The sequence below is a fragment of the Streptomyces mashuensis genome, from assembly GCF_014654785.1.
Taxonomy (GTDB): Bacteria; Actinomycetota; Actinomycetes; order Streptomycetales; family Streptomycetaceae; genus Streptomyces; species Streptomyces mashuensis.
Genome location: NZ_BNBD01000002.1, coordinates 128,185 through 152,897 on the forward strand (window position 1 = coordinate 128,185; position 24,713 = coordinate 152,897).

Annotated in this window: 22 protein-coding genes; 16 read left to right on the forward strand and 6 right to left on the reverse strand. The window is 74.5% G+C overall.

From position 1 onward, the window contains the following. The first annotated feature begins 27 nt into the window (after positions 1 to 27). The 3 genes from sucB (at position 28) to IE305_RS05750 (ending at position 3,855) form a co-directional block, all read left to right on the forward strand. Entirely contained in the window at positions 28 to 1,800 is a 1,773-nt protein-coding gene (gene sucB, locus IE305_RS05740; protein WP_190128339.1) for a 2-oxoglutarate dehydrogenase, E2 component, dihydrolipoamide succinyltransferase, read from the forward strand. A gap of 139 nt (positions 1,801 to 1,939) precedes the next feature. After that, entirely contained in the window at positions 1,940 to 2,572 is a 633-nt protein-coding gene (locus IE305_RS05745) for a GntR family transcriptional regulator (RefSeq protein WP_190128340.1), read from the forward strand. A 269-nt stretch (positions 2,573 to 2,841) separates the two neighbouring features. Next, positions 2,842 to 3,855 carry a helix-turn-helix transcriptional regulator gene (locus tag IE305_RS05750; protein WP_190128341.1) on the forward strand — a complete coding sequence of 338 codons (1,014 nt, stop codon included), beginning with the start codon at positions 2,842 to 2,844 and terminating at the stop codon, positions 3,853 to 3,855. 40 nt (positions 3,856 to 3,895) lie between these two features. Here IE305_RS05750 and IE305_RS05755 read toward each other — a convergent pair whose 3' ends face one another. After that, positions 3,896 to 4,837, reverse strand: coding sequence for an SDR family oxidoreductase (locus IE305_RS05755; RefSeq protein WP_190128342.1), 942 nt, complete (start codon positions 4,835 to 4,837; stop codon positions 3,896 to 3,898). A 187-nt stretch (positions 4,838 to 5,024) separates the two neighbouring features. On the opposite strand from IE305_RS05755, the gene IE305_RS05760 reads away from it, so the two are divergent. From IE305_RS05760 to IE305_RS05770, 3 genes are all read left to right on the forward strand, one after another. Then, positions 5,025 to 5,543 (forward strand): DUF4240 domain-containing protein, encoded by a 519-nt coding sequence (locus IE305_RS05760; RefSeq protein ID WP_190128947.1) that lies wholly within the window; start codon positions 5,025 to 5,027, stop codon positions 5,541 to 5,543. Next, the gene (locus IE305_RS05765; protein WP_190128343.1) at positions 5,540 to 6,439 is read left to right on the forward strand and encodes a TIGR01777 family oxidoreductase; all 900 of its coding nucleotides are present in this window, start codon (positions 5,540 to 5,542) and stop codon (positions 6,437 to 6,439) included. The genes IE305_RS05760 and IE305_RS05765 overlap by 4 nt, the downstream gene beginning before the upstream one ends. Positions 6,440 to 6,617: 178 nt before the next feature. Further along, complete coding sequence (locus IE305_RS05770) at positions 6,618 to 7,940, forward strand: NAD(P)/FAD-dependent oxidoreductase (protein WP_190128344.1); 1,323 nt, start codon at positions 6,618 to 6,620, stop codon at positions 7,938 to 7,940. 26 nt (positions 7,941 to 7,966) lie between these two features. On the opposite strand, the gene IE305_RS05775 is transcribed toward IE305_RS05770, so the two are convergent. Further along, entirely contained in the window at positions 7,967 to 9,418 is a 1,452-nt protein-coding gene (locus IE305_RS05775) for an NsdA family TPR-like regulatory protein (RefSeq protein WP_190128345.1), read from the reverse strand. 259 nt (positions 9,419 to 9,677) lie between these two features. Here IE305_RS05775 and lipB point away from each other — a divergent pair, with 259 nt between their 5' ends. The 4 genes from lipB to IE305_RS05795 all read left to right on the forward strand — a co-directional run bounded on the left by lipB (position 9,678) and on the right by IE305_RS05795 (position 12,974). Next, positions 9,678 to 10,637 carry a lipoyl(octanoyl) transferase LipB gene (gene lipB, locus IE305_RS05780; RefSeq protein WP_229890618.1) on the forward strand — a complete coding sequence of 320 codons (960 nt, stop codon included), beginning with the start codon at positions 9,678 to 9,680 and terminating at the stop codon, positions 10,635 to 10,637. Between the two features lie 118 nt (positions 10,638 to 10,755). Then, complete coding sequence (gene lipA / locus IE305_RS05785) at positions 10,756 to 11,715, forward strand: lipoyl synthase (RefSeq protein WP_190128346.1); 960 nt, start codon at positions 10,756 to 10,758, stop codon at positions 11,713 to 11,715. A 304-nt stretch (positions 11,716 to 12,019) separates the two neighbouring features. Beyond that, positions 12,020 to 12,280 (forward strand): SCO2195 family GlnR-regulated protein, encoded by a 261-nt coding sequence (locus IE305_RS05790; RefSeq protein ID WP_229890620.1) that lies wholly within the window; start codon positions 12,020 to 12,022, stop codon positions 12,278 to 12,280. 10 nt (positions 12,281 to 12,290) lie between these two features. Then, positions 12,291 to 12,974: a DUF4191 domain-containing protein gene (locus IE305_RS05795; protein ID WP_190128347.1), complete on the forward strand. Its 684-nt coding sequence runs from the start codon at positions 12,291 to 12,293 to the stop codon at positions 12,972 to 12,974. Between the two features lie 97 nt (positions 12,975 to 13,071). Here IE305_RS05795 and IE305_RS05800 read toward each other — a convergent pair whose 3' ends face one another. Then, positions 13,072 to 13,539 (reverse strand): RDD family protein, encoded by a 468-nt coding sequence (locus IE305_RS05800; RefSeq protein ID WP_190128348.1) that lies wholly within the window; start codon positions 13,537 to 13,539, stop codon positions 13,072 to 13,074. A 204-nt stretch (positions 13,540 to 13,743) separates the two neighbouring features. Here IE305_RS05800 and glnA point away from each other — a divergent pair, with 204 nt between their 5' ends. Next, a complete protein-coding gene (glnA, locus tag IE305_RS05805; RefSeq protein ID WP_190128349.1) occupies positions 13,744 to 15,153 on the forward strand; it encodes a type I glutamate--ammonia ligase in 1,410 nt (469 codons plus the stop codon). On the opposite strand, the gene IE305_RS05810 is transcribed toward glnA, so the two are convergent. Beyond that, positions 15,150 to 16,589 (reverse strand): MFS transporter, encoded by a 1,440-nt coding sequence (locus tag IE305_RS05810; RefSeq protein ID WP_190128350.1) that lies wholly within the window; start codon positions 16,587 to 16,589, stop codon positions 15,150 to 15,152. The two genes, glnA and IE305_RS05810, sit on opposite strands and share 4 nt — an antisense overlap. Before the next feature lie 65 nt (positions 16,590 to 16,654). Between IE305_RS05810 and IE305_RS05815 the strand changes: the two genes are divergently transcribed. Further along, a complete protein-coding gene (locus IE305_RS05815) occupies positions 16,655 to 17,410 on the forward strand; it encodes an ArsR/SmtB family transcription factor (protein ID WP_190128351.1) in 756 nt (251 codons plus the stop codon). Between the two features lie 13 nt (positions 17,411 to 17,423). Here the strand turns inward: IE305_RS05815 and IE305_RS05820 are convergent, their stop codons facing one another. Further along, the gene (locus IE305_RS05820) at positions 17,424 to 18,695 is read right to left on the reverse strand and encodes a flavin monoamine oxidase family protein (RefSeq protein ID WP_190128352.1); all 1,272 of its coding nucleotides are present in this window, start codon (positions 18,693 to 18,695) and stop codon (positions 17,424 to 17,426) included. 169 nt (positions 18,696 to 18,864) lie between these two features. Here IE305_RS05820 and sph point away from each other — a divergent pair, with 169 nt between their 5' ends. The 3 genes from sph to IE305_RS05835 all read left to right on the forward strand — a co-directional run bounded on the left by sph (position 18,865) and on the right by IE305_RS05835 (position 21,693). Further along, positions 18,865 to 19,866: a sphingomyelin phosphodiesterase gene (sph, locus tag IE305_RS05825; RefSeq protein WP_229890622.1), complete on the forward strand. Its 1,002-nt coding sequence runs from the start codon at positions 18,865 to 18,867 to the stop codon at positions 19,864 to 19,866. Between the two features lie 295 nt (positions 19,867 to 20,161). Next, complete coding sequence (locus tag IE305_RS05830) at positions 20,162 to 20,761, forward strand: winged helix-turn-helix domain-containing protein (protein WP_190128354.1); 600 nt, start codon at positions 20,162 to 20,164, stop codon at positions 20,759 to 20,761. A 134-nt stretch (positions 20,762 to 20,895) separates the two neighbouring features. After that, on the forward strand, positions 20,896 to 21,693 hold the full coding sequence (locus IE305_RS05835) for a tyrosine-protein phosphatase (RefSeq protein ID WP_190128355.1): 798 nt from the start codon (positions 20,896 to 20,898) through the stop codon (positions 21,691 to 21,693). A gap of 35 nt (positions 21,694 to 21,728) precedes the next feature. Here the strand turns inward: IE305_RS05835 and IE305_RS05840 are convergent, their stop codons facing one another. Beyond that, positions 21,729 to 22,613, reverse strand: coding sequence for an NmrA family NAD(P)-binding protein (locus IE305_RS05840; protein WP_190128356.1), 885 nt, complete (start codon positions 22,611 to 22,613; stop codon positions 21,729 to 21,731). A gap of 129 nt (positions 22,614 to 22,742) precedes the next feature. Between IE305_RS05840 and IE305_RS05845 the strand changes: the two genes are divergently transcribed. After that, complete coding sequence (locus IE305_RS05845) at positions 22,743 to 24,704, forward strand: hypothetical protein (protein ID WP_190128357.1); 1,962 nt, start codon at positions 22,743 to 22,745, stop codon at positions 24,702 to 24,704. Positions 24,705 to 24,713: the final 9 nt, after the last annotated feature.

Consider the following 24,713-nt stretch of genomic DNA (forward strand, 5'->3'; position numbering starts at 1 on the left):
GCACTACTCGTAAGGAGCAACCGCACCATGGCGGTTTCCGTAACCCTGCCGGCGCTCGGCGAGAGCGTGTCCGAGGGCACCGTCACCCGCTGGCTCAAGGCCGAGGGTGAGCGAGTGGAGGCCGACGAGCCGCTGCTCGAGGTCTCCACCGACAAGGTCGACACCGAAATCCCGTCGCCGGCGTCCGGCATCCTCGCCAAGATCAACGTGGCCGAGGACGAGACCGTCGAGGTCGGCGCCGAGCTCGCCGTCATCGACGACGGCTCCGGCGCCCCGGCCGAGGCTCCGGCCCCGGCCGCCGCCGAGGCCCCCGCCGAGGCCCCGGCCCCGGCTGCCGCCGAGGCGCCCGCCGCCCCGGCCCCCGCCGCCGAGGCCCCCGCGGCCCCGGCCGCTCCGGCCGGTGAGGCCGAGGGCACCGCCGTCGTGCTGCCGGCCCTGGGCGAGTCCGTCACCGAGGGCACCGTCACGCGCTGGCTGAAGGAGGTCGGCGAGACGGTCGAGGTCGACGAGCCGCTGCTCGAGGTCTCCACCGACAAGGTCGACACCGAGATCCCGTCGCCCGCCGCCGGCACCCTGCTGCAGATCCTGGTCGGCGAGGACGAGACCGCCGAGGTCGGCGCCAAGCTCGCCCTCATCGGTGCCGCCGGCGCCGCTCCGGCCGCCGCTCCGGCTCCGGCCGCCCCGGCCCCGGCTGCTGCTCCGGCTCCGGCCCCGGCCGCTGCTCCGGCCGCCCCGGCCGCCCCGGCTCCGGCTCCGGCCGCCGCCCCGGCTGCTCCGGCCCCCGCGCCGGCCCCGGCCCCGGCTGCTGCTCCGGCTCCGGCTCCGGCCGCCGCTGCCCCGAAGGCCCCCGCCGCGGCCGCCGCCGCGACCGAGGGCGCCTACGTCACCCCGCTGGTGCGCAAGCTCGCCGCCGAGTCCGGCGTCGACCTGGGCTCCGTCCAGGGCACCGGTGTGGGCGGCCGCATCCGCAAGCAGGACGTCATCGCCGCCGCCGAGGCCGCCAAGGCCGCGCCGGCCCCGGCCGCCGCCCCGGCTGCCGCTGCCGCCGCGCCGAAGGCCCCGGCCCTGGAGGTCTCGCCGCTCCGTGGCCAGACCGTCAAGATGCCGCGGATCCGCAAGGCCATCGCGGACAACATGATGAAGGCGCTGCACGAGCAGGCGCAGCTGTCGTCCGTGATCGAGGTGGACATCACCAAGATCATGCGGATGCGCAACAAGGCCAAGGACGCCTTCGCCGCCCGTGAGGGCGTCAAGCTGTCCCCGATGCCGTTCTTCGTCAAGGCCGCCGTCCAGGCGCTGAAGGCCCACCCGGTCGTCAACGCCCGGATCAACGAGGCCGAGGGCACCATCACCTACTTCGACTCCGAGAACGTCGGCATCGCCGTCGACTCGGAGAAGGGCCTGATGACCCCGGTCATCAAGGGCGCGGGTGACCTCAACATCGCCGGCATCGCCAAGAAGACGGCGGAGCTGGCCGGCAAGGTCCGCGGCAACAAGATCACCCCGGACGAGCTCTCCGGCGCGACCTTCACGATCAGCAACACCGGCTCGCGCGGTGCGCTGTTCGACACGGTCATCGTGCCGCCGAACCAGGTCGCGATCCTGGGCATCGGTGCCACGGTCAAGCGCCCGGTGGTCATCGAGACCGCCGAGGGCACGAACATCGGTGTCCGCGACATGGTCTACGTGACCCTGTCCTACGACCACCGCCTGGTGGACGGCGCCGACGCCGCCCGCTACCTGAGCACGGTCAAGCAGATCCTGGAGGCCGCGGAGTTCGAGACCGAGATCGGTCTGTAAGTCCGCAGCTCCTGCACCTGCAGGCGAAGGGCGCGGCCCCGGTCCCGTATCCGTACGGGCCGGGGCCGCGCCCTTCGGCCTGTCGTACCCCGCCGGGATAATGGCGGTGGTTCTCGCTCGCCCGGCTCAAGGAGCACCCATGGCCCCGCCCGTCGTCCACTCGCTGCGCGAGCAGATCCGCGAGCACATCCTGGAGGGCATCGTCGGCGGGCGCTGGCAGCCCGGCGAGCGGATCGTCGAGCGCCGGATCGCGGCCGAGCTGCTGGTGAGCCAGACGCCGGTGCGCGAGGCGCTGCGCGAGCTGGAGTCGCTGCGGCTCATCGAGTCCGCGCCGAACAAGGGCGCGCGGGTGCGCGAGCTGACCGCCGCCGACGTCAAGGAGAGCTATCCGGTGCGGGCCGGCCTGGAGCGGGTGGCCGCGGAGCTCGCCGCGGAAGCGCTGGCCGCGGACCCCTCGGCGCTGGAGCCGCTGGAGCGCGAGGTGGCGGCGCTGCGGGAGGCCGACCGGGCCGGCGACACCGAGGCCCAGGCCCGGCACACGGTGGCGTTCCACCGCGAGATCGTCCGGGCCTCCGGCAACGCGGTGCTGCTGCACACCTGGGAGTCGCTGGGCATCGAGGTGTGGACGACGCTCTCGATCCGCTGGCTGAGCCCCGAGCCGCGGGCCCACGCCGAGGACCACGCGCGCATCGTCGCGGCCTTCCGGGACCGGGACCCGCGCATCGGCGTGCTGCTGCACGACCACGTGATGGGCTGCGCGCCACGGGTCTGAGCCGTGTTCCCACGGGGCTGACCGGCATCTGAACGGTTCCTGACCGACTTCTGCACAAGATCTACCAGTTTCCCGATTGATCGATCATCGATCGTAGGCGTATCGTCTCCGCCGGAGCCGCACCGCGCCGCCCTGTCCTGTGACGCGGCACGGCTCAGGGTGACGACAGGGCCCCGCGCGTCCACCTGCCCTGGCTGACGCACGGGTTCCTGTCGTCTCGCCCGGCACTCCGCCGTTCCCGGCATGCTGCTCCGGGCATGATGGGAGGCATGCGTGCCGCCCGGCTGATCACTCTGCTGCTCCTGCTCCAGTCGCGGCCGTCCATGACCGCGGGCGAGCTGGCGCGGCGCCTGGAGGTCTCCGAGCGCACCGTCGCCCGCGACGTGCAGGCGCTGTCCGAGGCGGGCGTCCCCGTCTACGCCGACCGCGGCCGCTTCGGCGGCTACCGCCTGGTCGGCGGCTACCGCACCCGGCTGACCGGCCTGGGCCGCACCGAGGCCGAGGCGCTCTTCCTCTCCGGCGTGCCCTCCGCCCTGCGCGAGATGGGCCTGGCCGACGTCGCCTCCGCCGCCCGCCTCAAGGTCTCCGCCGCGCTCCTGCCCGAGCTCCGCGACGCCCCCGTCAGCGCCGCCCAGCGCTTCCACCTGGACGCGCCCGCCTGGTGGCGGGAGACCGAGCCGCCCCCGCTGCTGCCCGCCCTGGCCGAGGCCGTCTGGGACGACCGCCGGGTCACCGCCCGCTACGCCCGCCGGTGCGAGCACCTGCCCCGGCAGAGCGGCCCCGCCGCACGGCCCTGCTGCGAGGTGGAGCGCGAGCTCGACCCGTACGGCCTGGTCCTGAAGGCGGGCGTCTGGTACGTCGCCGCCCGCGCCGACGGCGGCGCGCAGCACCGCGTCTACCGCGCCGACCGCTTCACCGCCGTCACCGTCGGCGAGGAGCGCTTCGAGCGGGCCGGGGACTTCGACCTGGCCGCGTTCTGGGACGAGCACGCGGAGCGGTTCGCCCGGTCGATCCTGCGCGACCGGGTCGAGCTGCGCCTGACACCCGCGGGCACGCGCCGGCTGCCGCACGTCACCGATCCGGCCGCGGCCCGGGAGGCCCTCGCCTCGGCCGGGCCGCCGGACGCGGAGGGCCGGCTCACGATCACGCTGCCGGTGGAGAACCTGGACGTCGCCCACGAGCAGTTGCTCGCGCTGGGGCCGGAGTCCGAGGTGCTCGGCCCGCCGGAGCTGCGGGCGCGCTTCGCGCGGGCGGCGGCGGGAATGGCGGCCCTTTACGCGTGACCGTACCGCTGTAGCGGCTTGTCGCGCCCGCAGCCCGGGCTCAGCGGTAGTCCTCCTCCCGTGGCTCCTCCCCCGCCTCCAGGGCCGCGATGTAGCCCCAGGCGTCCGGCCGCGTCCCGTCCGTGTCGGTGAAGCCGTACGCACGCGCCAGCTGTCCGCTGGACAGCGACTGCCCGTTCCAGCGCGCCACGTCCGGGTCGGCGGCCAGCGCCGCCACGGCCCGGCCGCTGTACGTGGGGCTCTCGGAGATGCAGAAGTGCGGATCGTCCGCCAGCGCGTCCCGCCAGGTCTCCTCGGTCACCTTCTTGTACGTGTCGAGCATCGCCTCCGACCGCAGGTAGCCGGGCGTGAACGAGACGGCCGTGCAGCCGAGGTCCTTCAGCTCCTCGCCCAGCCCCGCCGCCATGCGCAGCGGCGCGTACTTCGCCAGGTCGAAGTAGAGGTGGCCGCGGTACCTCGCGTTGTACGCGGCCGTGCCGTCGGTCACCTCGACCACCAGGCCGCCCGGCCGCCGGGTGAGCAGCGGCAGCGCGTACCGGCTGGTGATCAGGTGGGAGTCCATGCCGAGGCGGAGCATGCGCAGCCCGGCCTCCAGGTCCTGCTCCCACATCTTCTTCCTGCCGAAGTCGGCCACGGACATGAGGTGGTCGCCGCCCCACAACCCGTTGACGAGCACGTCCAGCCGCCCCTGCTCGGCCTCGATGCGCGCGACGAGCGCCTCGACCCGCGGCGGCTCCAGGTGGTCGACGGCCACGGCGACCGCCGTGCCGCCCGCCGCCTCCACCCGTTCCGCGGTCTCCTCTATGGTCTCCGGCCGGCCGACCTCGCTGCGCCGCGCGCGCGTGCTGCGCCCGGTGACGTACACGACGGCGCCGGCGCGGCCCAGCTCCACGGCCACGGCCCGGCTCGCGCCGCGGGTGGCCCCGGCCACCAGTGCCACCTTGCCGGTGAGCGGACGTTCCTCGGTTCGCGGAGCGGTCATGTGGTTCCTCTCTTTCCCTGCACTTGCCGGTCGGGAAGACCCTCGCGCCGATACCCGACATCTTCTGTCGGGTATCGGCGCGGTTTCCGTCCGCATCCGCGGACCCCGGACGCCCCGGTAACAACACGGCCGCATCCCGGCCCCTCGGGGTGCGTCGCCCTGCCGGAGGCCCGATGCTGGTGGCGTGATGGACGAGACGGAGTTCTGGGAGCTGATCGACAGCGCGCGGGATGCCGCCGAGGGGGACCCCGCGGAACAGGCCGACGTGCTGGTCGAGTCGCTGACGCGGCTCGACCCGGACAGCGTGCTGGACTTCGCCCGGCACTTCGAGGCCCGCTACAACCGCGCCTACCTGTGGGACCTGTGGGGCGCGGCGGCGGTGCTGCTCGACGGCGCCACGGACGACGTCTTCGACTCCTTCCGCTGCTGGCTCATCGGCCAGGGGCGGCACGTCTTCGAGGGCGCGGTGCACGACCCCGACAGCCTCGCGGACCTGCTGGAGGACTTCGACGAGGAGGCCGACGGCGACGGCGAGGACCTGGGCTTCGCCGCCGACGAGGCGTACGAGCAGCTGACCGGCCTGGAGACCCCGGACCTGGGCCTGCCCGACCCGCCGCCCGAACCCGTGGGCGCCCCGCTCGACCCGGAGGACGACGCCGCGCTGGCCGAGCGGCTGCCGAAGCTGTGGGACCGGTTCCGGGAATGACCCGGGTCGCCGTCACGGGGGCGTCCGGCCTCATCGGGTCGGCGCTCGTCCGTTCCCTGCGCACCGACGGCCACGAGGTGCTCACCCTCGTCCGCCGCCCGCCCCGCACCCCGGCCGAGGTGCGGTGGGACCCGGCGCGGCAGTGGGTCGACGCCGCGGGGCTGGCCGGCTGCGAGGCCGTGGTGCACCTGGCCGGCGCCAACATCGGCGGGCACCGCTGGACCGATGCGTACAAGAAGGAGCTCCGCGACAGCCGGGTGCACGGCACCGGCGCGCTCGCCGAGGCGCTGGCCTCCCTCGCCGAGCCGCCCCGGGTGCTGCTGAGCGGCAGCGCCACGGGTTTCTACGGCGACACCGGCGACCGCGAGGCCGACGAGGACGCGCCGCCGGGCCGCGGCTTCCTGGCCGGCCTCTGCGTGGACTGGGAGGAGGCCACCGGCGCCGCCCGCGAGGCCGGCATCCGCACCGTGCTGCTGCGCACCGGCGTCGTGCTGTCCCGGCGCGGCGGCGCGGTCGGCAAGGTGCTGCCGCTGTTCCGGCTGGGGCTGGGCGCGCGGCTGGGCAACGGCCGTCAGTACTGGAGCTGCATCGCGCTGCGGGACCACGTCGCCGCCGTGCGCCACCTCATGAACTCCCCCGATGTTTCGGGCCCCGTGAACCTGACCATGCCCCGCCCGGTCACCAACCGGGAGTTCACCGAGGCGCTCGGGCGCGCGCTGCGGCGTCCGGCGCCGCTCGCCGCACCCGCCCCGGCGCTCCGCCTGGCCCTGGGCGAGATGGCCGGGGAACTCCTGGTCAGCAACAAGGTCGTGCCGCGGCGGCTGCGGGAGTCGGGCTTCACGTTCGCCCACCCCGACCTCGACAGTGCCGTCCGTGCGGCGCTGACCGATGCCTGACCCCGCCGCGCCGCCCGTCCCCGTGCCCGCCGTGCGACCGCTGTGCGACCGTGCCCGGTCCGTGCGCGACTGTTATTGACCGGATTTCTCTCTACGGTCGAGGCTGACTCGCGCATCGGTGCCCCCGGTTGGGGGCATCAGGCCCCCGAGCGAGAGCGGACCGATTCCGGGAGGGCACGTGCTCGACAGCGCACCCCACACCGCACACCACGCCGACGTCGTCATCGTGGGAGCCGGCCTGGCCGGCCTGTCGGCGGCTCAGCACCTGACCGGCGCCGGGGTCACCGTCGTGGTCCTGGAGGCGGCCCCCCGCGCCGGCGGCCGGATGACCACCGACGACGTCGACGGCTTCCGGCTCGACCGCACGGGCCAGCTGCTCAACACCTCGTTCCCCGAGCTGGTCCGCACCCCCGGCCTGGAGGGCCTCAAGCTGCGGCCCTTCACCCCGGGCGTGCTGGTCCACGCCGACGGGCGCAACCAGCGCGCCGGCGAACTGCGCGGCGCCCGCCGGGCCTTCACCACCGCCCGCGCCTTCGCCGCGGCCCGCGCCTCGCGGAGCTCCGGCCTCGACCAGGCGCGGCTGGGCGCGGCCCTCAACCGGCTCGCCGCGCTGCCCATGGACCGGATGCTGGCCCGCCCCGACCGGCCCACGGCCGCCACGCTGGCCTCCCGCGGCCTGCCGGCCCGGACCGTCGACGGCTTCCTGCGCCCCCTCCTGACGTCGCTGCTGTCCGACCCGGACCTGACGACGTCCAGCCGGTGCGCCGACATCGTGCTGCGCGGCTACGCCCGCGGCCGGCTGTGCCTGCCGGCCGGCGGCGCGGGCGTGCTGCCCACGCTGATGGCCGGGCAGCTGCCGCCCGGCACGATCCGGACGGGCGTGCGCGCCACGTCGATCGGCACCACCGCGGTGGTCACCGCGGACCACGGCACCTTCACCTGCCGCTCGGTCGTCGTGGCGACCGGCGCGCGGGCCGCCGCCGAACTGATCCCCGGCCTCCGCCTGCCCGGCTTCCACCCCGTGACCGTCCTGCACCACACGGCGCCGGAGCCGCCGCTGCGGGACGCCTCGCTGGTCCTCACCGCGGCGCGGCGGGGCCCGGTGGCGCACACGACGGTCGCCAGCGAGGTGGACCCGGACCGCGCCCCGGCCGGCCACGTACTGATCACGTCGACGGTCCTGGGCGCCGCGGCCTCGCTGCCCGTGGCCGAGCTGGACCGCGCGGCCCGCGCCCAGCTGGCCCGCGTCTACAACACGCCGACCGGCGGCTGGCGCCTGCTGGGCGCGCACCACGACCCGGACGCGGTCCCGGCCATGCCGGCCCCGCACGACGTCCGCCGCCCGGTGCGGCTCCTGTCGGGCCTCTACGTCTGCGGCGACCACCGCGACACGAGCACGGTCCAGGGCGCCCTCTTCTCCGGCCGCCGGGCGGCCCAGGCGGTCCTCCACGACCTGGGCATCCGCCCGGGCTACGGGACGGCGACGCTCCGGGCGGCGTAGGCACGCCGGGGGCGCACCGGTGACGCCTACAGGGCGGCGACCTTCTCCCGGTACGCCCGCACCGCGCTCGCGTCGCGGTACGGTTCGAGCCGCCGCTCGAAGTCCCGTACGTACTCCAGCGCCCGCACCGACCGCATCTCGGACGCCTGCTGCGCCGCCTCCGCGCCCAGCTGGCACGCCTGCTCCAGCTCGCCGAGGCCCAGCCGCGCGGACGCCAGCACCACCCGGCAGAACAGCCGGCTGCGGGCGTACGCCGCGGCCCGCAGCTGGAGCGAGCGTTCGGCGTGCTGGGCCGCGGCCCGGTACTGCTGGAGGTCGCGGTGGCAGTGCGCCAGCTCGTCCGCCAGCTCCGCCTCGTCGAAGTACCGCACCCAGTACGGGACGTCGTCGCCGGGGCGTGCCGACTCCAGGGCCCGTTCGGCGCGGGCCAGCGAGGCCGAGCAGGCGCGTACCTCGCCGAGGACGGCGTGGCCGCGCGCCTCCACCGCGTGCAGCAGCGCCTGCACCACCGGCGCCGCGCCGGAGCCGACGCCCTGCTGGGCGACGCGCGCCAGCTGGACGGCCTCGCGGCCGTGCCCGAGGTAGACGGCCTGGCGGCTCATGGTGACCAGCACGTACGCGCCGTAGGCCCGGTCACCGGCCGCCTGGGCCAGCCGCAGCGCCTGCACGTAGTAGCGCTGGGCGAGGCCGTGCGCCGCGATGTCGTACGAGGTCCAGCCGGCGAGCCGGGTGAGGTCCGCGGCGGCCGCGAACAGCCGCCGGCCCGTCGTCTCGCCGTACGTGCCGCGCAGCATCGGCTCGGTCTCGTGTTCGAGGTAGCGCACGAGCGCCTGGCGGGCGTGGCCGCCGCCGTAGGCGTGGTCGATCGTGCGGAAGAGCTCCCCCACCGAGCGCAGGGCGGCGATGTCGCCCGTCGTCACCCGGCTGCCGGGGGCGCGCTCGGCGGGGCGCTGGCGCTGCGCCGGGGCGCCGCGCGTCTGCGCGGGGACGCGCGCGCCCTCGGTGGAGGGCGCGGGGTTCGGTCCGCGCGCCACCCGTTCGTCCGCGCGCCCGATCAGCCAGTCGCGGCTGGGCACCACCAGCCCCGCCGGAGTGAACGCGATCTTGCGCAGTTCGGTGTGGCTGCCGGAGTCCTTGCGCCAGAGCCCGCTGACGATGTCAACGGCCTCCTCCGGCGAGGAGGCGAATTCCAGCCCGGCGTACACGGGGGCGCACGCGTCGAGCCCGAGGTCCTGGGCGGACAGCCGGCGGCCCAGCCGCCGGGTGAACACCTCGGCGATCAGTGCGGGCGTCGTGCCGCGCGGCTGCTGGCCGCGCAGCCACCGGGTCACCGAGGTCTTGTCGTAGCGCAGGTCGAGCCCGTGCTCGAGGCCGAGCTGATCGACGCGGCGGGCCAGGCCCGCGTTGGAAAAGCCGGCTTCCGCGATCAGCGCCGCGAGCTGACGGTTGGGCATGCGCTGGGGGGGTCGTTCCGTCATCAGCCTGCCGGTCTCCCTGATCTTTGTTCCTGGAACGGCGTGAACTTAACGGCCCCCGCCGCCCCGATCGCCACCTTCGCCCCGCATTCATCCGATCGTGTGAGGACAGGCCAAATCGGTCACACAAGATCCACAGGAGGCGCACGGGAGGTCCACCGGTCGCCACCCCCGCGGCCCGTCCCGCGCACGCCGCCGTACAGTGGCAGGGGCGCGCCGGGCACCGACGGCGGGCCACCGACGGGTTCGAACAGGAGCTGCCGTGATAGAGCCGTGTGAGCCGCGCGAGCCGTACGAGCTGCGCTTCGTCCACCTGGGCTTCGGGGCCGACGCCGTGGAGTACCGGGCGGCATGGGACGAGCAGCGCTCCGTGCACGCGGCACGCTTCGCGGACGAGATCCCGGACACCTGCCTGCTGCTGGAGCACCAGGCGGTCTACACGGCCGGACGGCGCACGGAGGACAGCGAGCGCCCCCTGGACGGCACCCCGGTCGTCGACGTGGACCGCGGCGGCAAGATCACCTGGCACGGCCCCGGCCAGCTCGTCGGCTACCCCATCCTCAAGCTGCCGCGCCCGGTCGACGTCATCGCGCACGTCCGCCGCCTGGAGGAGGCCCTCATCCGCACGTGCGCGGAGCTGGGCCTGGAGACCACGCGCGTGGAGGGCCGGAGTGGCGTGTGGGTGCTGGGCGACCCGCTGAAGCAGCGCAGCCGAGATGCAGCGCAGGCTGAGGGTCCCGACCGAGGAACGAGGGAGGGGCACTCGGCCGAAGCGGAATCGAGGCGGAGCGCGACCGAGGGAGGGGAGCAGCGCCCCGCGATCCCCGGCCTGAACCTGGACTTCGACCCGCGGCTGACGGACGACGAGTTCGACCCGCGGCTGAACGGCCCGGAGTACGCCCCGTCCAACGCCGGCCAGCGCCGCGAGGACCGCAAGCTGGCGGCGATCGGCATCCGCATCGCCAAGGGCGTCACGATGCACGGCTTCTCGTTCAACTGCGACCCCGACAACACGGCCTTCGACAAGATCGTGCCGTGCGGCATCCGGGACGCGGGTGTGACCTCGCTCTCCAACGAGCTGGGCCGCCGGGTCACGGTGACCGAGGTCGTACCGCTGGTGGAGAAGCACCTGCGGGACGTCCTCGCGGAGGAGCGCCCGCAGCCGCGGGCGGTGGAGACGGCCGGGGCGGCCCCGGCGGCCACGGCGGTCCCGGCGGGCTGAGGCCCGGCGGGAATGCGCGCGGGCGGCGATCAGTTGCCCAAGGCGCTGAGGCAAGAGCTAAGAAACAACGGGCGTACCCTGGTGTTCGCCGAGGAATCGAAGTCATAGGGAGCCGGACGTGTCCGCTGTCGCACCCGACGGACGCAAGATGCTGCGCTTGGAGGTCCGGAACGCCCAGACCCCCATCGAGCGGAAGCCCGAGTGGATCAAGACCCGCGCCAAGATGGGCCCCGAGTACAAGGAGCTCCACGGCCTGGTGAAGCGCGAGGGCCTGCACACGGTGTGCCAGGAAGCGGGCTGTCCCAACATCTACGAGTGCTGGGAGGACCGCGAGGCCACGTTCCTCATCGGCGGCGACCAGTGCACCCGGCGCTGCGACTTCTGCCAGATCGACACCGGCAAGCCGCAGGCGCTCGACCGTGACGAGCCGCGGCGCGTCGGCGAGTCCGTGGTCGCGATGGACCTGAACTACGCCACCATCACCGGCGTCGCCCGCGACGACCTGGAGGACGGCGGCGCCTGGCTGTACGCGGAGACCGTGCGCCAGATCCACGAGCAGACCGCCGGCCGCGAGGGCGGCCACACCAAGGTCGAGCTGCTGGCCCCCGACTTCAACGCGGTGCCCGAGCTGCTGGAGGAGGTCTTCGCCTCCCGCCCCGAGGTGTTCGCGCACAACGTCGAGACGGTGCCGCGGATCTTCAAGCGCATCCGGCCCGGCTTCCGCTACGAGCGCTCCCTGGACGTCATCACCCGGGCCCGCGCGTACGGCCTCGTGACCAAGTCCAACCTGATCCTTGGCATGGGCGAGACCCGCGAGGAGATCAGCGAGGCGCTGCAGGACCTGCACGACGCGGGCTGCGAGCTGATCACCATCACCCAGTACCTGCGCCCGAGCGTGCGCCACCACCCGGTGGAGCGGTGGGTGAAGCCGCAGGAGTTCGTGGAGCTCAAGGAGGAGGCCGAGGAGATCGGCTACGCGGGCGTCATGTCGGGCCCGCTGGTCCGTTCGTCCTACCGGGCGGGCCGCCTCTTCCAGCAGGCGATGGAGGCGCGCAACGAGGCCGGCTCGGCGGCCTGACCGTACGGCGGTCTGGCGGCCGGCGGGGCCGTCCGGCACTATGCGGCCGGTACCGGGGTGCGGAACCCTGGTACCGGCCGCGTCAACGTTTCATAGGCGTTTGACCAACAGGTCACTCATTGGTAACACCGGTGAGTGACGATGGTGGTACGCACCGCAGCAGGGAACGGACCGTTCCACCAGGTGCCCCACCGGCTGTTCATCACGATTGCGTACCACTGCCGAGCACGACGCGCACCACCCGCACGACCCACACCCTCCACTTCCGCACGTACCAGCGTTTCGTTTCCGAGGGGACACCGACATGCAGGCCGCGCCCGGTACCGCAGCCACGGCGACCGCCACCCGCGCCACTTCCGCCCTGCCGACCACGCTGACCGTACGGCCCCCGTCCGTCACCGGGGCCCTGCGCGCACTGGAGGGGCTGCTGCTGCGTGGAGGGCAGCGCACCGCCCGTCGCAACGCCTGGACCGCGGTCCTGGAGGACCGCCGCCGCGCCCGGGACCGCCGGGCGGCCCAGCACGTGCTGGAGGCCCTGGAGGCCCCGGGCCCCCAGGCCACGTAGACTGCGCCACATGGCGAGGAAGGACTCATCCGAAACCCCTGGGCGACTGAAGCAGATCGCCCTCACCTACAAGATGACCAAGGAGGTCGACCCCAAGGTCGGCCCTGTCGTCGCGGCTGTGGGCGTGGTCACCTTCGGTGTGCTCCTCGCCATCGGCTTCCTGCTCGACCACCCGGTCTACCTGGGCATCCTCGGCTTGCTGCTGGCCTTCCTCGCGATGGCGATCGTCTTCGGCAAGCGCGCCGAGCGCGCCGTGTGGGGGACGATGGAGGGCAAGCCGGGAGCCGCGGCCGCGGTGCTGGAGAACATGCGCCGCGGTGGCTGGACGACGACGCCGGCGGTGCAGATCAACCGGCACCAGGACATGGTGCACCGCTCGGTCGGCAAGGCCGGCATCGTGCTGGTCGCCGAGGGCAACCCGAACCGGGTGAAGGCCCTGCTCGTGGCCGAGAAGAAGCGTGTGGCACGCGTCGTGTCGGACGTCCCGGTGCACGACTTCCTCGTCGGTGACGGCGAGGGACAGGTGCCGCTGGGCAAGCTCCAGCGCCACCTGCTGCGCCTGCCGCGGACCGTCCAGGGCCCGAAGGTGACCGAGACGAACGACCGGCTGCGCGCGATGGGCGACGCCCGCGCGAACATGCCGATCCCGAAGGGCCCGATGCCCAAGAAGATGCGGATGCCGAAGGGCCGCTGACCGCAGCAGGCCACCGACGCCATGGAAGGGCGGGCCGCCCCCGTAAGGGGGCCGGCCCGCCCTTCTTCATGTCTCTCTTCTTCGTGTCTGTCTCTGCTCAGATCCGCACCTGGACGGCCCCGGCGAAACGATCGTGCAGCCCGCGGGTGTCGCGGTCCCAGACGACGGCGGGGATGACCAGGAGCAGCAGCACGGTGCGCAGCACGACGCGGGGCAGGGAGAGCCGCCCGCCGCCGGCGGCGACGACGCGGAGGCCGAGCAGGCGCTTGCCGGGGGTGCAGCCGACCGTGCCGACGGTCAGGACGCTGAGGACGAGGAGGACGAGCAGGGACCAGTTCCCGGCCCGCTGGGGATCGCCGCCGGCCAGGAAGCCGTAGGAGATGAGCATGCAGAGCGCCCAGTCGACGAGGAGCGCGGCGATGCGCCGCCCGACGGGGGCGACGGAGCCGGGCCCGCTCTCGGGCAGCCCCAGGCGCTCCCCCCGGTGACCGAATTCGACGCCCATGTCCTCGGCGGCCGCGCGGGGGCCGGAGAGCCATGAGCCGATTGCTTGCCTGTTGTCCACCCATCCACCGTACTGTGACCGCATACGTTCCCTGGGGAGCGGGTCGGGACGGCGGACGGCCGACGAGCCGATTAACCTCGGCGAAACAATCGGGTCATGCCCGGGAAATCCCGTCTCTCTAGGGTCGGCGGCAGCGTGACTGCGCCACGGGTCGCGCACCGGTGCAATCCCCGACCGCCTGTCGGCCGGGCTAGGAGGAGTTGGATGTTCCAGAACGCCGACGAGGCCAAGAAGTTCATCGCGGACGAGGACGTCAAGTTCGTCGACGTCCGGTTCTGCGACCTGCCTGGCGTGATGCAGCACTTCACGATCCCGGCCTCGGCCTTCGACCCGGACGAGGAGCTGGCGTTCGACGGCTCGTCGATCCGCGGCTTCCAGGCCATCCACGAGTCGGACATGGCCCTGCGCGCCGACCTCTCCACCGCCCGGATGGACCCGTTCCGCCGGGACAAGACGCTCAACATCAACTTCTTCATCCACGACCCGATCACGGGTGAGCAGTACAGCCGCGACCCGCGGAACATCGCGAAGAAGGCCGAGGCGTACCTCGCCTCCACGGGCATCGCCGACACGGCGTTCTTCGGCCCGGAGGCGGAGTTCTACATCTTCGACAGCGTCCGCTTCGAGACCAGCGCGAACCGCTCGATCTACGAGATCGACTCCGAGGCGGGCGCCTGGAACACGGGCGCGCTGGAGAACAACCGCGGTTACAAGGTCCGCTACAAGGGCGGCTACTTCCCGGCCCCGCCGGTCGACCACTTCGCCGACCTGCGCGCCGAGATCTCCCTGGAGCTGGACAAGGCCGGCCTCCAGGTCGAGCGCCAGCACCACGAGGTGGGCACGGCCGGCCAGGCGGAGATCAACTACAAGTTCAACACGCTGCTCGCCGCCGCCGACGACCTGATGCTCTTCAAGTACATCGTGAAGAACGTCGCCTGGCGCAACGGCAAGACCGCGACCTTCATGCCCAAGCCGATCTTCGGCGACAACGGCTCCGGCATGCACGTCCACCAGTCCCTGTGGCAGGACGGCGAGCCCCTCTTCTACGACGAGCAGGGCTACGCGGGCCTCTCGGACACCGCCCGCTACTACATCGGCGGCATCCTCAAGCACGCCCCCTCGCTGCTCGCCTTCACCAACCCGACGGTGAACTCCTACCACCGCCTGGTCCCGGGCTTCGAGGCCCCGGTCAACCTGGTCTACTCGCAGCGCAACCGCTCGGCCGCGATGCGCATCCCGATCACGGGCTCGAACCCGAAGGCCAAGCGCGTCGAGTTCCGCGCCCCGGACCCGTCCTCGAACCCCTACCTCGCCTTCTCGGCCCTCCTCCTGGCCGGCCTGGACGGCGTCAAGAACAAGATCGAGCCCGCCGAGCCGATCGACAAGGACCTCTACGAGCTCGCCCCCGACGAGCACGCCAACGTCCCCCAGGTCCCCACCTCCCTCCCGGCCGTCCTGGACGCCCTGGAGCAGGACAACGAGTACCTCCAGGCCGGCGGCGTCTTCACGTCCGACCTGATCGAGACCTGGATCGACTACAAGCGCACCAACGAAATCGCCCCGATGCAGCTCCGCCCGCACCCGCACGAGTTCGAGCTGTACTTCGACATCTAAGCCGCGGTTTCCTCACGAAGGCCGTCGCCCCGCTCGCGGGCGGCGGCCTTCGCCGTCCCCGCACGGTGCGACCGGCTGCTCTTCCACCCCCGGAGCGACAGCACACCCGCCACCGCAAAAGCCACAGCCGCCAGGAGTGCCGACGTGTGGAGGCCCCGGGTGAGGCCCTGGGTTGTGGTGAGGGTGCCGAAGAGGGCTACGCCCAGGGCGCTGCCCAGTTGGCGGGCGGTGTTGAAGAGGGCGGTGGAGAGGCCGGCGGCTTCCGGTGGGGCTGTGTCGATGATCGCCGTTGTTGCGGTGAGGGCTGCTGTGGTCTGGCCCAGGCCCGTGGCCGCCAGGGCCAGGGGGGTCGGGCCCGTGAGGAGCCAGGTGAGGAAGCCCGCGGCGCCCAGGAAGAGGGCGCAGGTCATCGGGGCGTAGGGGCCGGTGCGGGGGACGAGGCGGCTGAGGAGGGGGGCGGCGAGCAGGCCCATGCAGACCGACGGCAGCAGGGCCAGGCCCGTGGCGAGGGCGTCGAGGCCGCGTTCCTGCTGGAAGTGGAGCGTGGTGACGTAGAGCATGCCGTAGTAGCCCAGGCTGATGAGGAGGCCCACGGCCGCCGTCGCCGAGAACGCGCCGTTCCGGAAGAGGGAGGGCCGCAGCAGGGGCTGCCGGGCGCCCGGGGCGGCCATGCCGCGTTCCAGGCGCCGTTCGACGAGGACGAAGACGGTGAGTCCCGCCGCGCCCAGCGCGGCCGCGCCGAGCACCAGCGGTGACGTCCAGCCCCGGCCGCCCGCCTCGTTGAGCGCGCCGGCCAGGGCCAGCAGGGAGACCACGCCCAGGGCCTGGCCCAGGGGATCGGTCCGGCCGGCGACCCCCGTACGCCGGCCGGACCCGTTCACGTGCCGCGCCGTGAGCCACAGCGCGAGCGCCCCCACCGGCAGGTTCACCCAGAACGCCGCCCGCCAGTCCAGGCCGGCCAGCAGGAGGCCGCCCACCGCCGGCCCCGCGCCGAACGCGAGGGCGGCCATCGCGCCCCAGAGGGCGATCGCGCGGGCCCGTACCGCCCGGTCCGGGTAGGCGGCCTGGAGGAGGGCCAGCGAGGCCGGCACCAGGAAGGCGGCCCCGGCGCCCTGTGCCAGCCGTCCCGCGACGAGGACGGCCGGCGAACCCGCCGCCCCGCACACCGCGGACGCCGCCACGAACGCCGTGAGGCCGCCCATGAACACCCGCCGGTGGCCCAGCCGGTCGCCCAGCCCGCCGCCGAGCAGCAACAGCCCCGCGAAGACGGTGCTGTAGCCGTCGACGATCCACTGCATCGCCGCCGGCCCGGCCCCCAGCGAGGCACGGACGTCCGGCACGGCCACCGTCACGACGGTCACGTCGAGCATGACGAGGAAATAGCCGAGGCTGAGGGCGGTCAAGGGTCTGAGAGCGAGGCGCGGTGGCGGCGTCATGTGCCGATTCTGGAAGCCGGACGCTTCGCCGGCCGTCGAAGTGTCGCCGCACTACCGTGCTCGTCATGACCGCCTCAGCCGCCGCACGTCAGCCCGACATCGCCCGTGCCGCCGCCCTCGTCGCCGACCCGTCCCGCGCCCGGATCCTCAAGGCGCTGTGCGACGGCCGCGCCCTGCCCGCCGGCACCCTGGCGGCGGAGGCCGGCGTCGGCGCGCCCACCGTCAGCGCCCACCTGGCCCGGCTCATGGACGGCGGGCTCGTCACCGTCCACCGCGAGGGCCGCCACCGCTACTACCGCCTCGCCGGCCCCGACGTCGTCGCCGCGCTGGAGGCCCTGGCCCTCATCGCGCCGCCCCTGCCGGTGTCCTCCCTGCGCGAGAGCAGCATCGCCAACGCCCTGCAGCGCGCCCGCACCTGCTACGACCACCTCGCCGGCCGCCTCGGCACCGACCTCCTGCACGCCCTGCTCGACCGCGGCGTCCTCGCCGGCCACGACGGCTCGCACGTCCCCGCCACCGCCGTGCGCGACCGGCCGGCCGCCTACGGCCACGACGTGACGTACCGCCTGTCCCCCGCCGGCCGCGCCGTCCTCCTCGACTTCGGCGTCGACCCCGACGGCCTCCCCCGGCGCCGCCCCGCCGTCCGTTACTGCGTCGACTGGAGCGAGCACCGTCACCACCTCGCCGGCGGCCTGGGCGCGGCCCTGACCGGCCGTCTCTTCGCGCTGGGCTGGCTGCGGCACGGCGCCAGCCCCCGCGTCGTCCACCCCACCCCCGAAGGGGTCACCGGCCTGGCCCGGACGTTCGGCCTGGCCGTGTGACAGTTCACCGGGCTCATCCCAGGATGCGGCGGGCCTCCCTCAGGCCCGAGAGCAGCGCGCCGTGCACCGTACTGCTGTGGCCGGCCGTCGTCGCCTCGCCCGCGAAGAACACGCGGTCGCTGACCGGCTCCGCCAGCAGCTCGTGGTCGCCGGGGCGCGTGGTGGTGGCGGGGTACGAGTACGAGCCGCGCGCCCACGGGTCGGCGGCCCAGCGCGTACGGCGGTGGGCGACGGGGTCGGGCACGGCAGCCGCACCGAAGGCCGTACGCAACCGGTCCAGCGCCGCGCGGACGAGGGCGGCGTCGCCGAGCCGTTCCATGCGGCGCGCGACGGGGCCGCCGCACAGGTTCACCAGCACCGGCGCGCCCGTGACCCGCCGCAGGTCGAACCAGTACGCGAACTCCCCGTCCGGCGTGCCGTCGAAGGCCATGACGTCGCTGCCGCTCCCGCCGCCGTCCGGCCAGAAGGCGTGCGGGAAGCGCAGGAACAGCTTGTCGTAGACGCCCATGCCGAGCCGGTCCACGGCGCCGCGCTTGCCGTCGGGCAGCGGCGGGTCGAAGGCGACGGCACCGGACTTCAGGACACCGAGGGGGACGGTGACGACGACGCGGCCGGCCGGGAAGGCACGGCCGGCCGCGTGCACGGTGACCCCGCCGGTCCCGTGCTCGATGCGGGTGACGGGGTGGCCCGTCCGGACGTCGAGGCCGCGCGCGAGGTGCTCGGCGAGCTGCTGGTAGCCGCCGGGGAACACGGCCTCGTCGCCCTCGAAGTCCTCGCCCAGCCGCAGGCCCCACAGGGCGAGTTCGGCGGCACCGGCCCCCCAGTCGTCCTCGGTGATGCGGCTGACGTGCGCGAGCGCCTCCGGGTCGGGCACCACGTCGGCCACGGAGCAGGTGGGCCCGGTGGCCTCGGCGTGTGCGGCCCGCTCGTAGGCCGCGGTCCGTCCGGCGGCGCGGCGCGCCACGGCGTCGGGGCCGAGCCGTTCGCCGTCGGGGCCGAAGACGACGGACGGGGCCGCCACGGCGAGCGTCCCGGCGTTGAACACCACCGTCCGCGCGCCCGCCTCCTCGGCCAGCGCGGTCAGGGGGTTGCCGGTCACGCCGTGGATCCACGAGGCCCCCAGGTCGACGGTGACGCCGTCCCACACCTCGCTCCACACCCGCCCGCCGACGCGGTCGCGGGCCTCCAGGACCGTGACCGTGTGCCCGCCGCGCACGAGTTCCCGCGCGGCGGCCAGGCCGGCGACACCGGCGCCGACGACAAGAGTGGTGGCCTGTGTACGCATTCGTCCAACATACGACGCCGGCTCACCCACACCCGCCCCATACGCGTCTCTGCATTCGTCAGCCTCGGTTCGCCGCAGATCTCACTCCTCGTCACCCGAGGCGCCTCACATGGTGTTCCACCCGTTCCGCCCCCGTCCCGTTCCCGTTCCGTCCCCCGGGAGTCACCCAGTGCAGAAGCAGAACCGTCGCCAGAAGGCCGTCAGATCCCTCGTCCTCGCCGCCCTCACCGGCGCGCTCGTCAGCGGGCTCGCCGTGCAGCCCGCGAGCGCGGCGGACGGCGCAGCCGGGGCTACCCCCGCCCTGAAGGTGCTCAGCTACAACACCTTCCTCATGAGCACCAACCTCTACCCCAACTGGGGCCAGCAGTACCGCGCGCAGCAGATACCCGCCGCCGGGTTCTTCCGCGGCAACGACGTCGTCGTGCTCCAGGAGGCGTTCGACAACGGCGCCTCCGACACGCTCAAGGCGCGGGCCGCCGCCGAGTACCCGTACCAGACGCCCGTCGTCGGGCGGGGCAAGGACGGGTGGGACGCCACCGGCGGGAACTACTCCGCCACCTCGCCCGAGGACGGCGGCGTGGCCGTGCTCAGCAAGTGGCCGGTGCTGCGCAAGGAGCAGGTGATCTACAAGGACGCGTGCGGCTCGGACTGGTGGTCCAACAAGGGGTTCGCGTACGTCGTGCTGAACGTGGCGGGCACGCGTGTGCACGTCGTGGGGACGCACCTGCAGTCGACCGACAGCGGGTGCGCGGCCGGTGAGGCCGCCGCGGACCGGTCCCGGCAGCTGAAGCAGATCGACGCCTTCCTCGACGCGAAGAAGATCCCGGCCGCCGAGCAGGTGATCGTCGCCGGCGACCTCAACATCGACTCGCGCGGCCCCGAGTACGCCTCGATGCTCACCGACGGCGACCTGGAGCCGGCCGATGCGCGCACCGGCCACCCGTACTCCTTCGACACGAAGGAGAACTCGATCGCCTCCTTCCGCTACCCCACCGACCCCCGCGAGGACCTGGATCACGTCCTCCACCGCCGCGGCCACGCCCGGCCCACGCGCTGGCAGAACGCGGTGATCAAGGAGAGCAGCGCGCCGTGGACGGTCTCCAGCTGGGGCCGGACGTACACCTACACCGACCTCTCCGACCACTACCCGCTGGTCGCCTCGGCCGGCTGACCGGCCCTTACCACGGGTAGGCCGCAGGGGTCTGCTGCCCCGTCGCGGGCCGTGTTTCAATAGAGGCATGGCCGGCTACCAGAACTCCGCGACGGGTCGCAGCGACCTCGAGCCCTTCTGGCCTTCCCGCCAGCACCACGACTTCGACCGAGTGTGTTGTCGCGCGGCTCTCGCGCAGGCCCTCTCCTTCCGCTGACCCCACGTCGAAGTCAGCCGCCGGCATCCGTTCGCCGGCCAAGCGGCCCGCGCCCTGCACGTCACTTTCGACGTACCACCGCGCGAAAGAGCTGAGCTCATGACGAACCTCCGTACCGTCCCCGCGTCGTCGTCCCCCGCCTCCGCCTCGGCCTCGGCCTCGGCCTCGGCGACCCTCGCCCCGCCGCGCCACCGGCTGCGTGCCGTGGAGCCGGACGAGCTGCCGCCCCTGCGGACCGTGCCGCCCGCCGCCGAGCTGCTGCACCCGCAGGCCACGTGGATGCCGGCCCCGGCGCACTCCCTGCCCGCGCTGCCGGGCCGGCCGCCGATGATCGGCTACCTGGTCCTGGTGCCGGCCCCCGAGGAACCGACCGTAACGACCCCGGCCGCCCCGGCCCCCACGGCCGCGGGCCCCGTGCGCATCGACGCCGAGGAGCGGGTGGCGTACGTCGACGGGGCGCCGCTGGACCTGACCTACCTGGAGTTCGAGCTGCTGGCCCACCTCGTCGCCCATCCGCACCGCGTGCACACGCGCGACCAGCTGGTCACGACGGTGTGGGGGTACGGGCACGTGGGCGACGGGCGGACCGTCGACGTCCACGTGGCACGGCTGCGGCGCAAGATGGGCGCGGAGCACCGGTCGTCGATCGTGACGGTGCGGCGCGTGGGTTACAAGTACGCGCCTCCGGCCGGCCACTGACCGGAGTCCGGGGCCGGGGTCCGGGCCGGGTCCGGGGCCGGGTCCCGGGCCGGCGTCGCGGACTTTCCCCGCATTCCTCACAATGAGGGATGAAAGCACCGCGCCCGACCCCGTACGACCAGGGAGGCGGCCCCATGCCGCAGCAGCTCGACGCCTCGACGATCATCAATCTCCGGGACCTGGGCGGCATCGCGCTCGCCGGCAATTCCGCCGTCCGTCCCGGGCTGCTGCTGCGCTCCGGCCAGCTGGACCGGCTGGACCCGGCCGTGGACCCGGCCGTCGCCGCGCTGGGCATCCACACCGTCGTCGACCTGCGCAGCGAGGCCGAGCGGCAGCACCGCCCGGACCGGCTGCCCGCGGGGGCCCGGCTGATCGTCGCGGACGTCCTGGCCGGCACGGCGCCCGGCCGGGACGGCGAGGTGCCGGTGCGGGTGGAGGACGTGCTCGGCAGCCCGGCCGCGGCGGAGGAGCACCTGGGCGGCGGCAAGGCGGAGAAGCTGATGGGCGACCTGTACCGGTCGTTCGTGACGGCCCCGGGCGCCCGCCGGGCCTACGGCTCGCTGCTGACGACGCTCGCCGAGCCGGACTGCGGCCCGGTGCTGTTCCACTGCACGGCGGGCAAGGACCGCACGGGCTGGGCGGCGGCCGTGATCCTCATGCTGCTGGGCGCGGACGACGCGGTCGTCGAGCGCGAGTACCTGGCGGTGGCCCCGGCGGTCCGTGCGGCGTTCGCCCCGCTCGCGGACCGCTTCGCCGCGGCGGGCGGCGCCCCGGAGATCGTCGACGCGGTGCTGGGGGTGCGCCCGGAGTACCTGGCGGCTGCGCTGGAGGAGATGCGGCGCGCGTACGGCGACGTCTCGGCGTACGTGCGCGAGGGCCTGTGCGTCCCGGACGCGGCGGTGGACCGCATCCGGGCACGCTACGTGGCCTGACGGCCGGCAAGGAAGCGCAGGCCCCCGGGGCCCCCTCAGCCGGCGTGCTCTGCGGCGCTCCGTATCGCCGGTGCCAGCACCTCCCGGGCGAAGTCGTCCACCGACCGCGGCGCCCGACCGAGGACCCGCCGGACCCCGTCGCCCAGGCCCGCCACGCCCTCGCGGTGGTAGTTGACGTACAGCGCGTGCAGGCCGTCCACCACGTGCGCGCCGCGCGGCTCCAGGGGTGCGCGCCACGCCTCGTCCAGCGGCACCTCCACGAACCGCACCGGCCGCCCCAGGACGGCTCCGAAGCGGGCGGCCAGCTCGGGGAGGGTGAGGGCCTCGGGGCCGCTGAGCTCGATCTCGCCGCCCACGGGGCGGTCCGCCAGGAGCTCGGCCAGCGCCACCTCCGCAATGTCGCGGGTGTCGACGTAGCCGCGGGCGCTCTCCGCGCCGCCCGGGTCGGCGAGGGTGCCGGCGGCGATCTCCGCGGCCGAGAACACGAAGTTCTGGAGGAAGCGGTCGGGGGCCAGCACGGTCAGGCCGGGGACGCCGGCCGCGCGCAGCCGCCCGGTGATCACGCGGTGGACGCCCGTCACGGCGTCCACGACCGTCCCGGGGCCGGTGAAGGCGCGGGCACCGAGCTTCACGACCCGGTGCGCGCCCGCGTCCGCCGCCGCGAGGGCGAGGCGCGTCTCGGCCTCGGCCTGGTCCGTCGCGAAGGGGTGCGCGAGGTATAACCGCTCGACACCGGTCACCGCCCGGCGCACCGTGTCCGGGTCGGCCGCGTCGCCCACGACGACCTCGCCGCGCACCGGTCCCAGCGCCTCCGCGCCCGCCTGCGACCGCACCAGGAACCGCACGTCCTCGCGGTCCCGCAGGGCCGCCGTCACATGGCGCCCCACGCCACCGTTCGCCGTCGTGACCAGAATCGTCATCGGATCAACTCACCTTTCCCTGAACCATTACCGTCCCCGGTCCCAACCGCCCCTCCACACCGCGCCATTCCCACCCGCCCCGGCAGCCCCACACGAGTGACCATCGCACCATTCACTCGTTCTAAGGACGTGGAGCAGCAAGCACAGACGAAGACCGCAGCCCCCCGGCCCTTCGCCCCGGCCCCCGTCGACGTCGAGCAGGCCGAGGCCGCCCTCATCGAGCACTACCCCCGCCTGGTGCGGCTCGCCTACCTCGTGCTGCCGCCCGCACTCCCCCGTAGCCGGCGCGTGCTGGCGGCGCACGCGCTGGTGCAGCGCGCCCTCCCGCGGCGCCGGGACGACGTGGCCGCGGAGGCCGCCGCCGTGCCCGCGCCGCGCGGCCGCGGCGGCTTCCCGGACGACCCGGGCTACGCGTACGTACGGCAGCGGGTGCTCCAGGCCGCGCTGGAGGCGGGGGCGCCGCGCAAGCGGTGGGCGCTGCCGAAGCGCGCGCAGCTGCCGCCGGTGCTGCCGCAGGTGTGGGGGTTGCGGCTGTTCCCGCGCTCGGGCGGTGCCGACGAGCTCGCCCTCGACCAGGCGCTGGCCGCCCTCTCGGTGCCGGGCCGGGCCGCGTACGTGCTCCGTGAGCTGGAGCTGCCCGCCCCGCACGACGTACGGCAGCTGCTGGCCGCCGCCGGCGTGGAGGACACGGCGGCGGCGCTGGCCGAGGCCGACGGCGTGCGGGCCCTGCCCGGGCGCGGCCCGGGCGGCGGTTCACTGCTGGAGTCCGTGGAGTTCGACCCCTGCACGGTGCAGGCCCGCCCCACCGACCTGATGCGGCGCCGCCAGCACAGCCGTGCCGCGCTGGCCGCCGCGGCCGCCGTCGTCGTGTGCGGCACGCTGCTCGCGGTGCCCGGCGACGGCTGGGGCCCGAGCGGTGCCGCCGCCCCGCCGTACGCGCAGAACGCGTCGGCGCAGCAGGCCCTGGACCCCGCCCGGCTCACCCGGGCCCCGGCCACCGCGTGGAAGCGCGCCGACCGGCCCGGCTTCGCGGCGTGGCCCGCGCGCGGCAGCCGCACCGGCGACCGGGCGCTGCTGCGCCGGGCCCTGGCCGTGTGGGCCCGCCCCGGCCCGAAGGTGCAGGTCACAGCGACGCCGGGTACCGCGCCGGGCCCGGCGGCCGGGCCGCCGCAGCTGCTGTACGCCGGTGCAGTGGACTCGGCGGTGGTGGTCGTGCTGTACGACGGGCTGCGCGTCGTGCGGTACGCGGAGGCCCGCGACGGCGACACCGGCTCGGCGGCCCTGGACTTCGCCCGCACCGACGCCTCCGACGCCGGCACCGCGGCCGCCGTCGTGCTGGGCCGCACCGACGGCAACGTCCGTTATCTGACGGCCCCTTGGGTGGACCAGGCCACCGTGCGCGACCTGCTGACGCCGGGCGACCAGGGCAACCCGCTGCACCGCGACGCCGACGGCGTGACCGACCCGGTGCCGAGCCCCGCCGCCTCCAACGACTGCCGGTCGTGGACCGCCCTCCAGCTGGGCGCCCACCTGGTGACCGACCTCGGCGAACTCGTCCCGGCCCGGCTCACCGCCGGACCGCCCTCCTCCCCGCGCGACGTGTCGACGTCCGCGGAGCGCACCGCGTGGGGGCACACCGCCTGTCAGCTGACGTCGGTGCGCGGCCAGGGCGTACGGACCGTGAACGCGTGGCCGTACGCGTCGCAGCCGCTGCCCGGCGGCGCCGGGACCGCGGAGTGGCTGTGCGCCCGCGCCGAGACGTGGCGGGGCGCGGGCAGCCGGGTGCTGGCCCTGTTCCAGGTGCCCGGCGCGCGGCCCGGCGCGCAGGCCGCGGTGGTGGCGCGGGCCGAGGACTCGGCGGCCTGCGGCGCCCGTGACCCGCACGTCCTGGCGGGCGTGCTGTGGAAGTCGCACGGCGGCACGTGGTACGCGCTGGCGGCGGCCGGCGGAGGGGTCTCCTCCGTGACGGCCACCGGCGAGGTGCACGGCAGTGCGCAGGGCCCGCTGCTGGCCCTGCCGGCGAAGCAGGGGGCCCAGACGGACCTGACGGCGCGTCTGACGGACGGCGACAAGCTGCTGCCCCTGCACTGAGGCGGCTCG

Coding starts and splice junctions, on each gene's coding strand:
- IE305_RS05790 (WP_229890620.1), top strand. CDS start 12,020: ATGCAGGCCGCGCCCGGTACCGCAGCCACGGCGACCGCCACCCGCGCC.
- IE305_RS05750 (WP_190128341.1), top strand. CDS start 2,842: ATGCGTGCCGCCCGGCTGATCACTCTGCTGCTCCTGCTCCAGTCGCGG.
- glnA (WP_190128349.1), top strand. CDS start 13,744: ATGTTCCAGAACGCCGACGAGGCCAAGAAGTTCATCGCGGACGAGGAC.
- IE305_RS05760 (WP_190128947.1), top strand. CDS start 5,025: ATGGACGAGACGGAGTTCTGGGAGCTGATCGACAGCGCGCGGGATGCC.
- IE305_RS05745 (WP_190128340.1), top strand. CDS start 1,940: ATGGCCCCGCCCGTCGTCCACTCGCTGCGCGAGCAGATCCGCGAGCAC.
- IE305_RS05810 (WP_190128350.1), bottom strand. CDS start 16,589: ATGACGCCGCCACCGCGCCTCGCTCTCAGACCCTTGACCGCCCTCAGC.
- IE305_RS05795 (WP_190128347.1), top strand. CDS start 12,291: ATGGCGAGGAAGGACTCATCCGAAACCCCTGGGCGACTGAAGCAGATC.
- IE305_RS05835 (WP_190128355.1), top strand. CDS start 20,896: ATGCCGCAGCAGCTCGACGCCTCGACGATCATCAATCTCCGGGACCTG.
- IE305_RS05755 (WP_190128342.1), bottom strand. CDS start 4,837: ATGACCGCTCCGCGAACCGAGGAACGTCCGCTCACCGGCAAGGTGGCA.
- IE305_RS05815 (WP_190128351.1), top strand. CDS start 16,655: ATGACCGCCTCAGCCGCCGCACGTCAGCCCGACATCGCCCGTGCCGCC.
- IE305_RS05840 (WP_190128356.1), bottom strand. CDS start 22,613: ATGACGATTCTGGTCACGACGGCGAACGGTGGCGTGGGGCGCCATGTG.
- IE305_RS05775 (WP_190128345.1), bottom strand. CDS start 9,418: ATGACGGAACGACCCCCCCAGCGCATGCCCAACCGTCAGCTCGCGGCG.
- sucB (WP_190128339.1), top strand. CDS start 28: ATGGCGGTTTCCGTAACCCTGCCGGCGCTCGGCGAGAGCGTGTCCGAG.
- IE305_RS05765 (WP_190128343.1), top strand. CDS start 5,540: ATGACCCGGGTCGCCGTCACGGGGGCGTCCGGCCTCATCGGGTCGGCG.
- IE305_RS05820 (WP_190128352.1), bottom strand. CDS start 18,695: ATGCGTACACAGGCCACCACTCTTGTCGTCGGCGCCGGTGTCGCCGGC.
- IE305_RS05830 (WP_190128354.1), top strand. CDS start 20,162: ATGACGAACCTCCGTACCGTCCCCGCGTCGTCGTCCCCCGCCTCCGCC.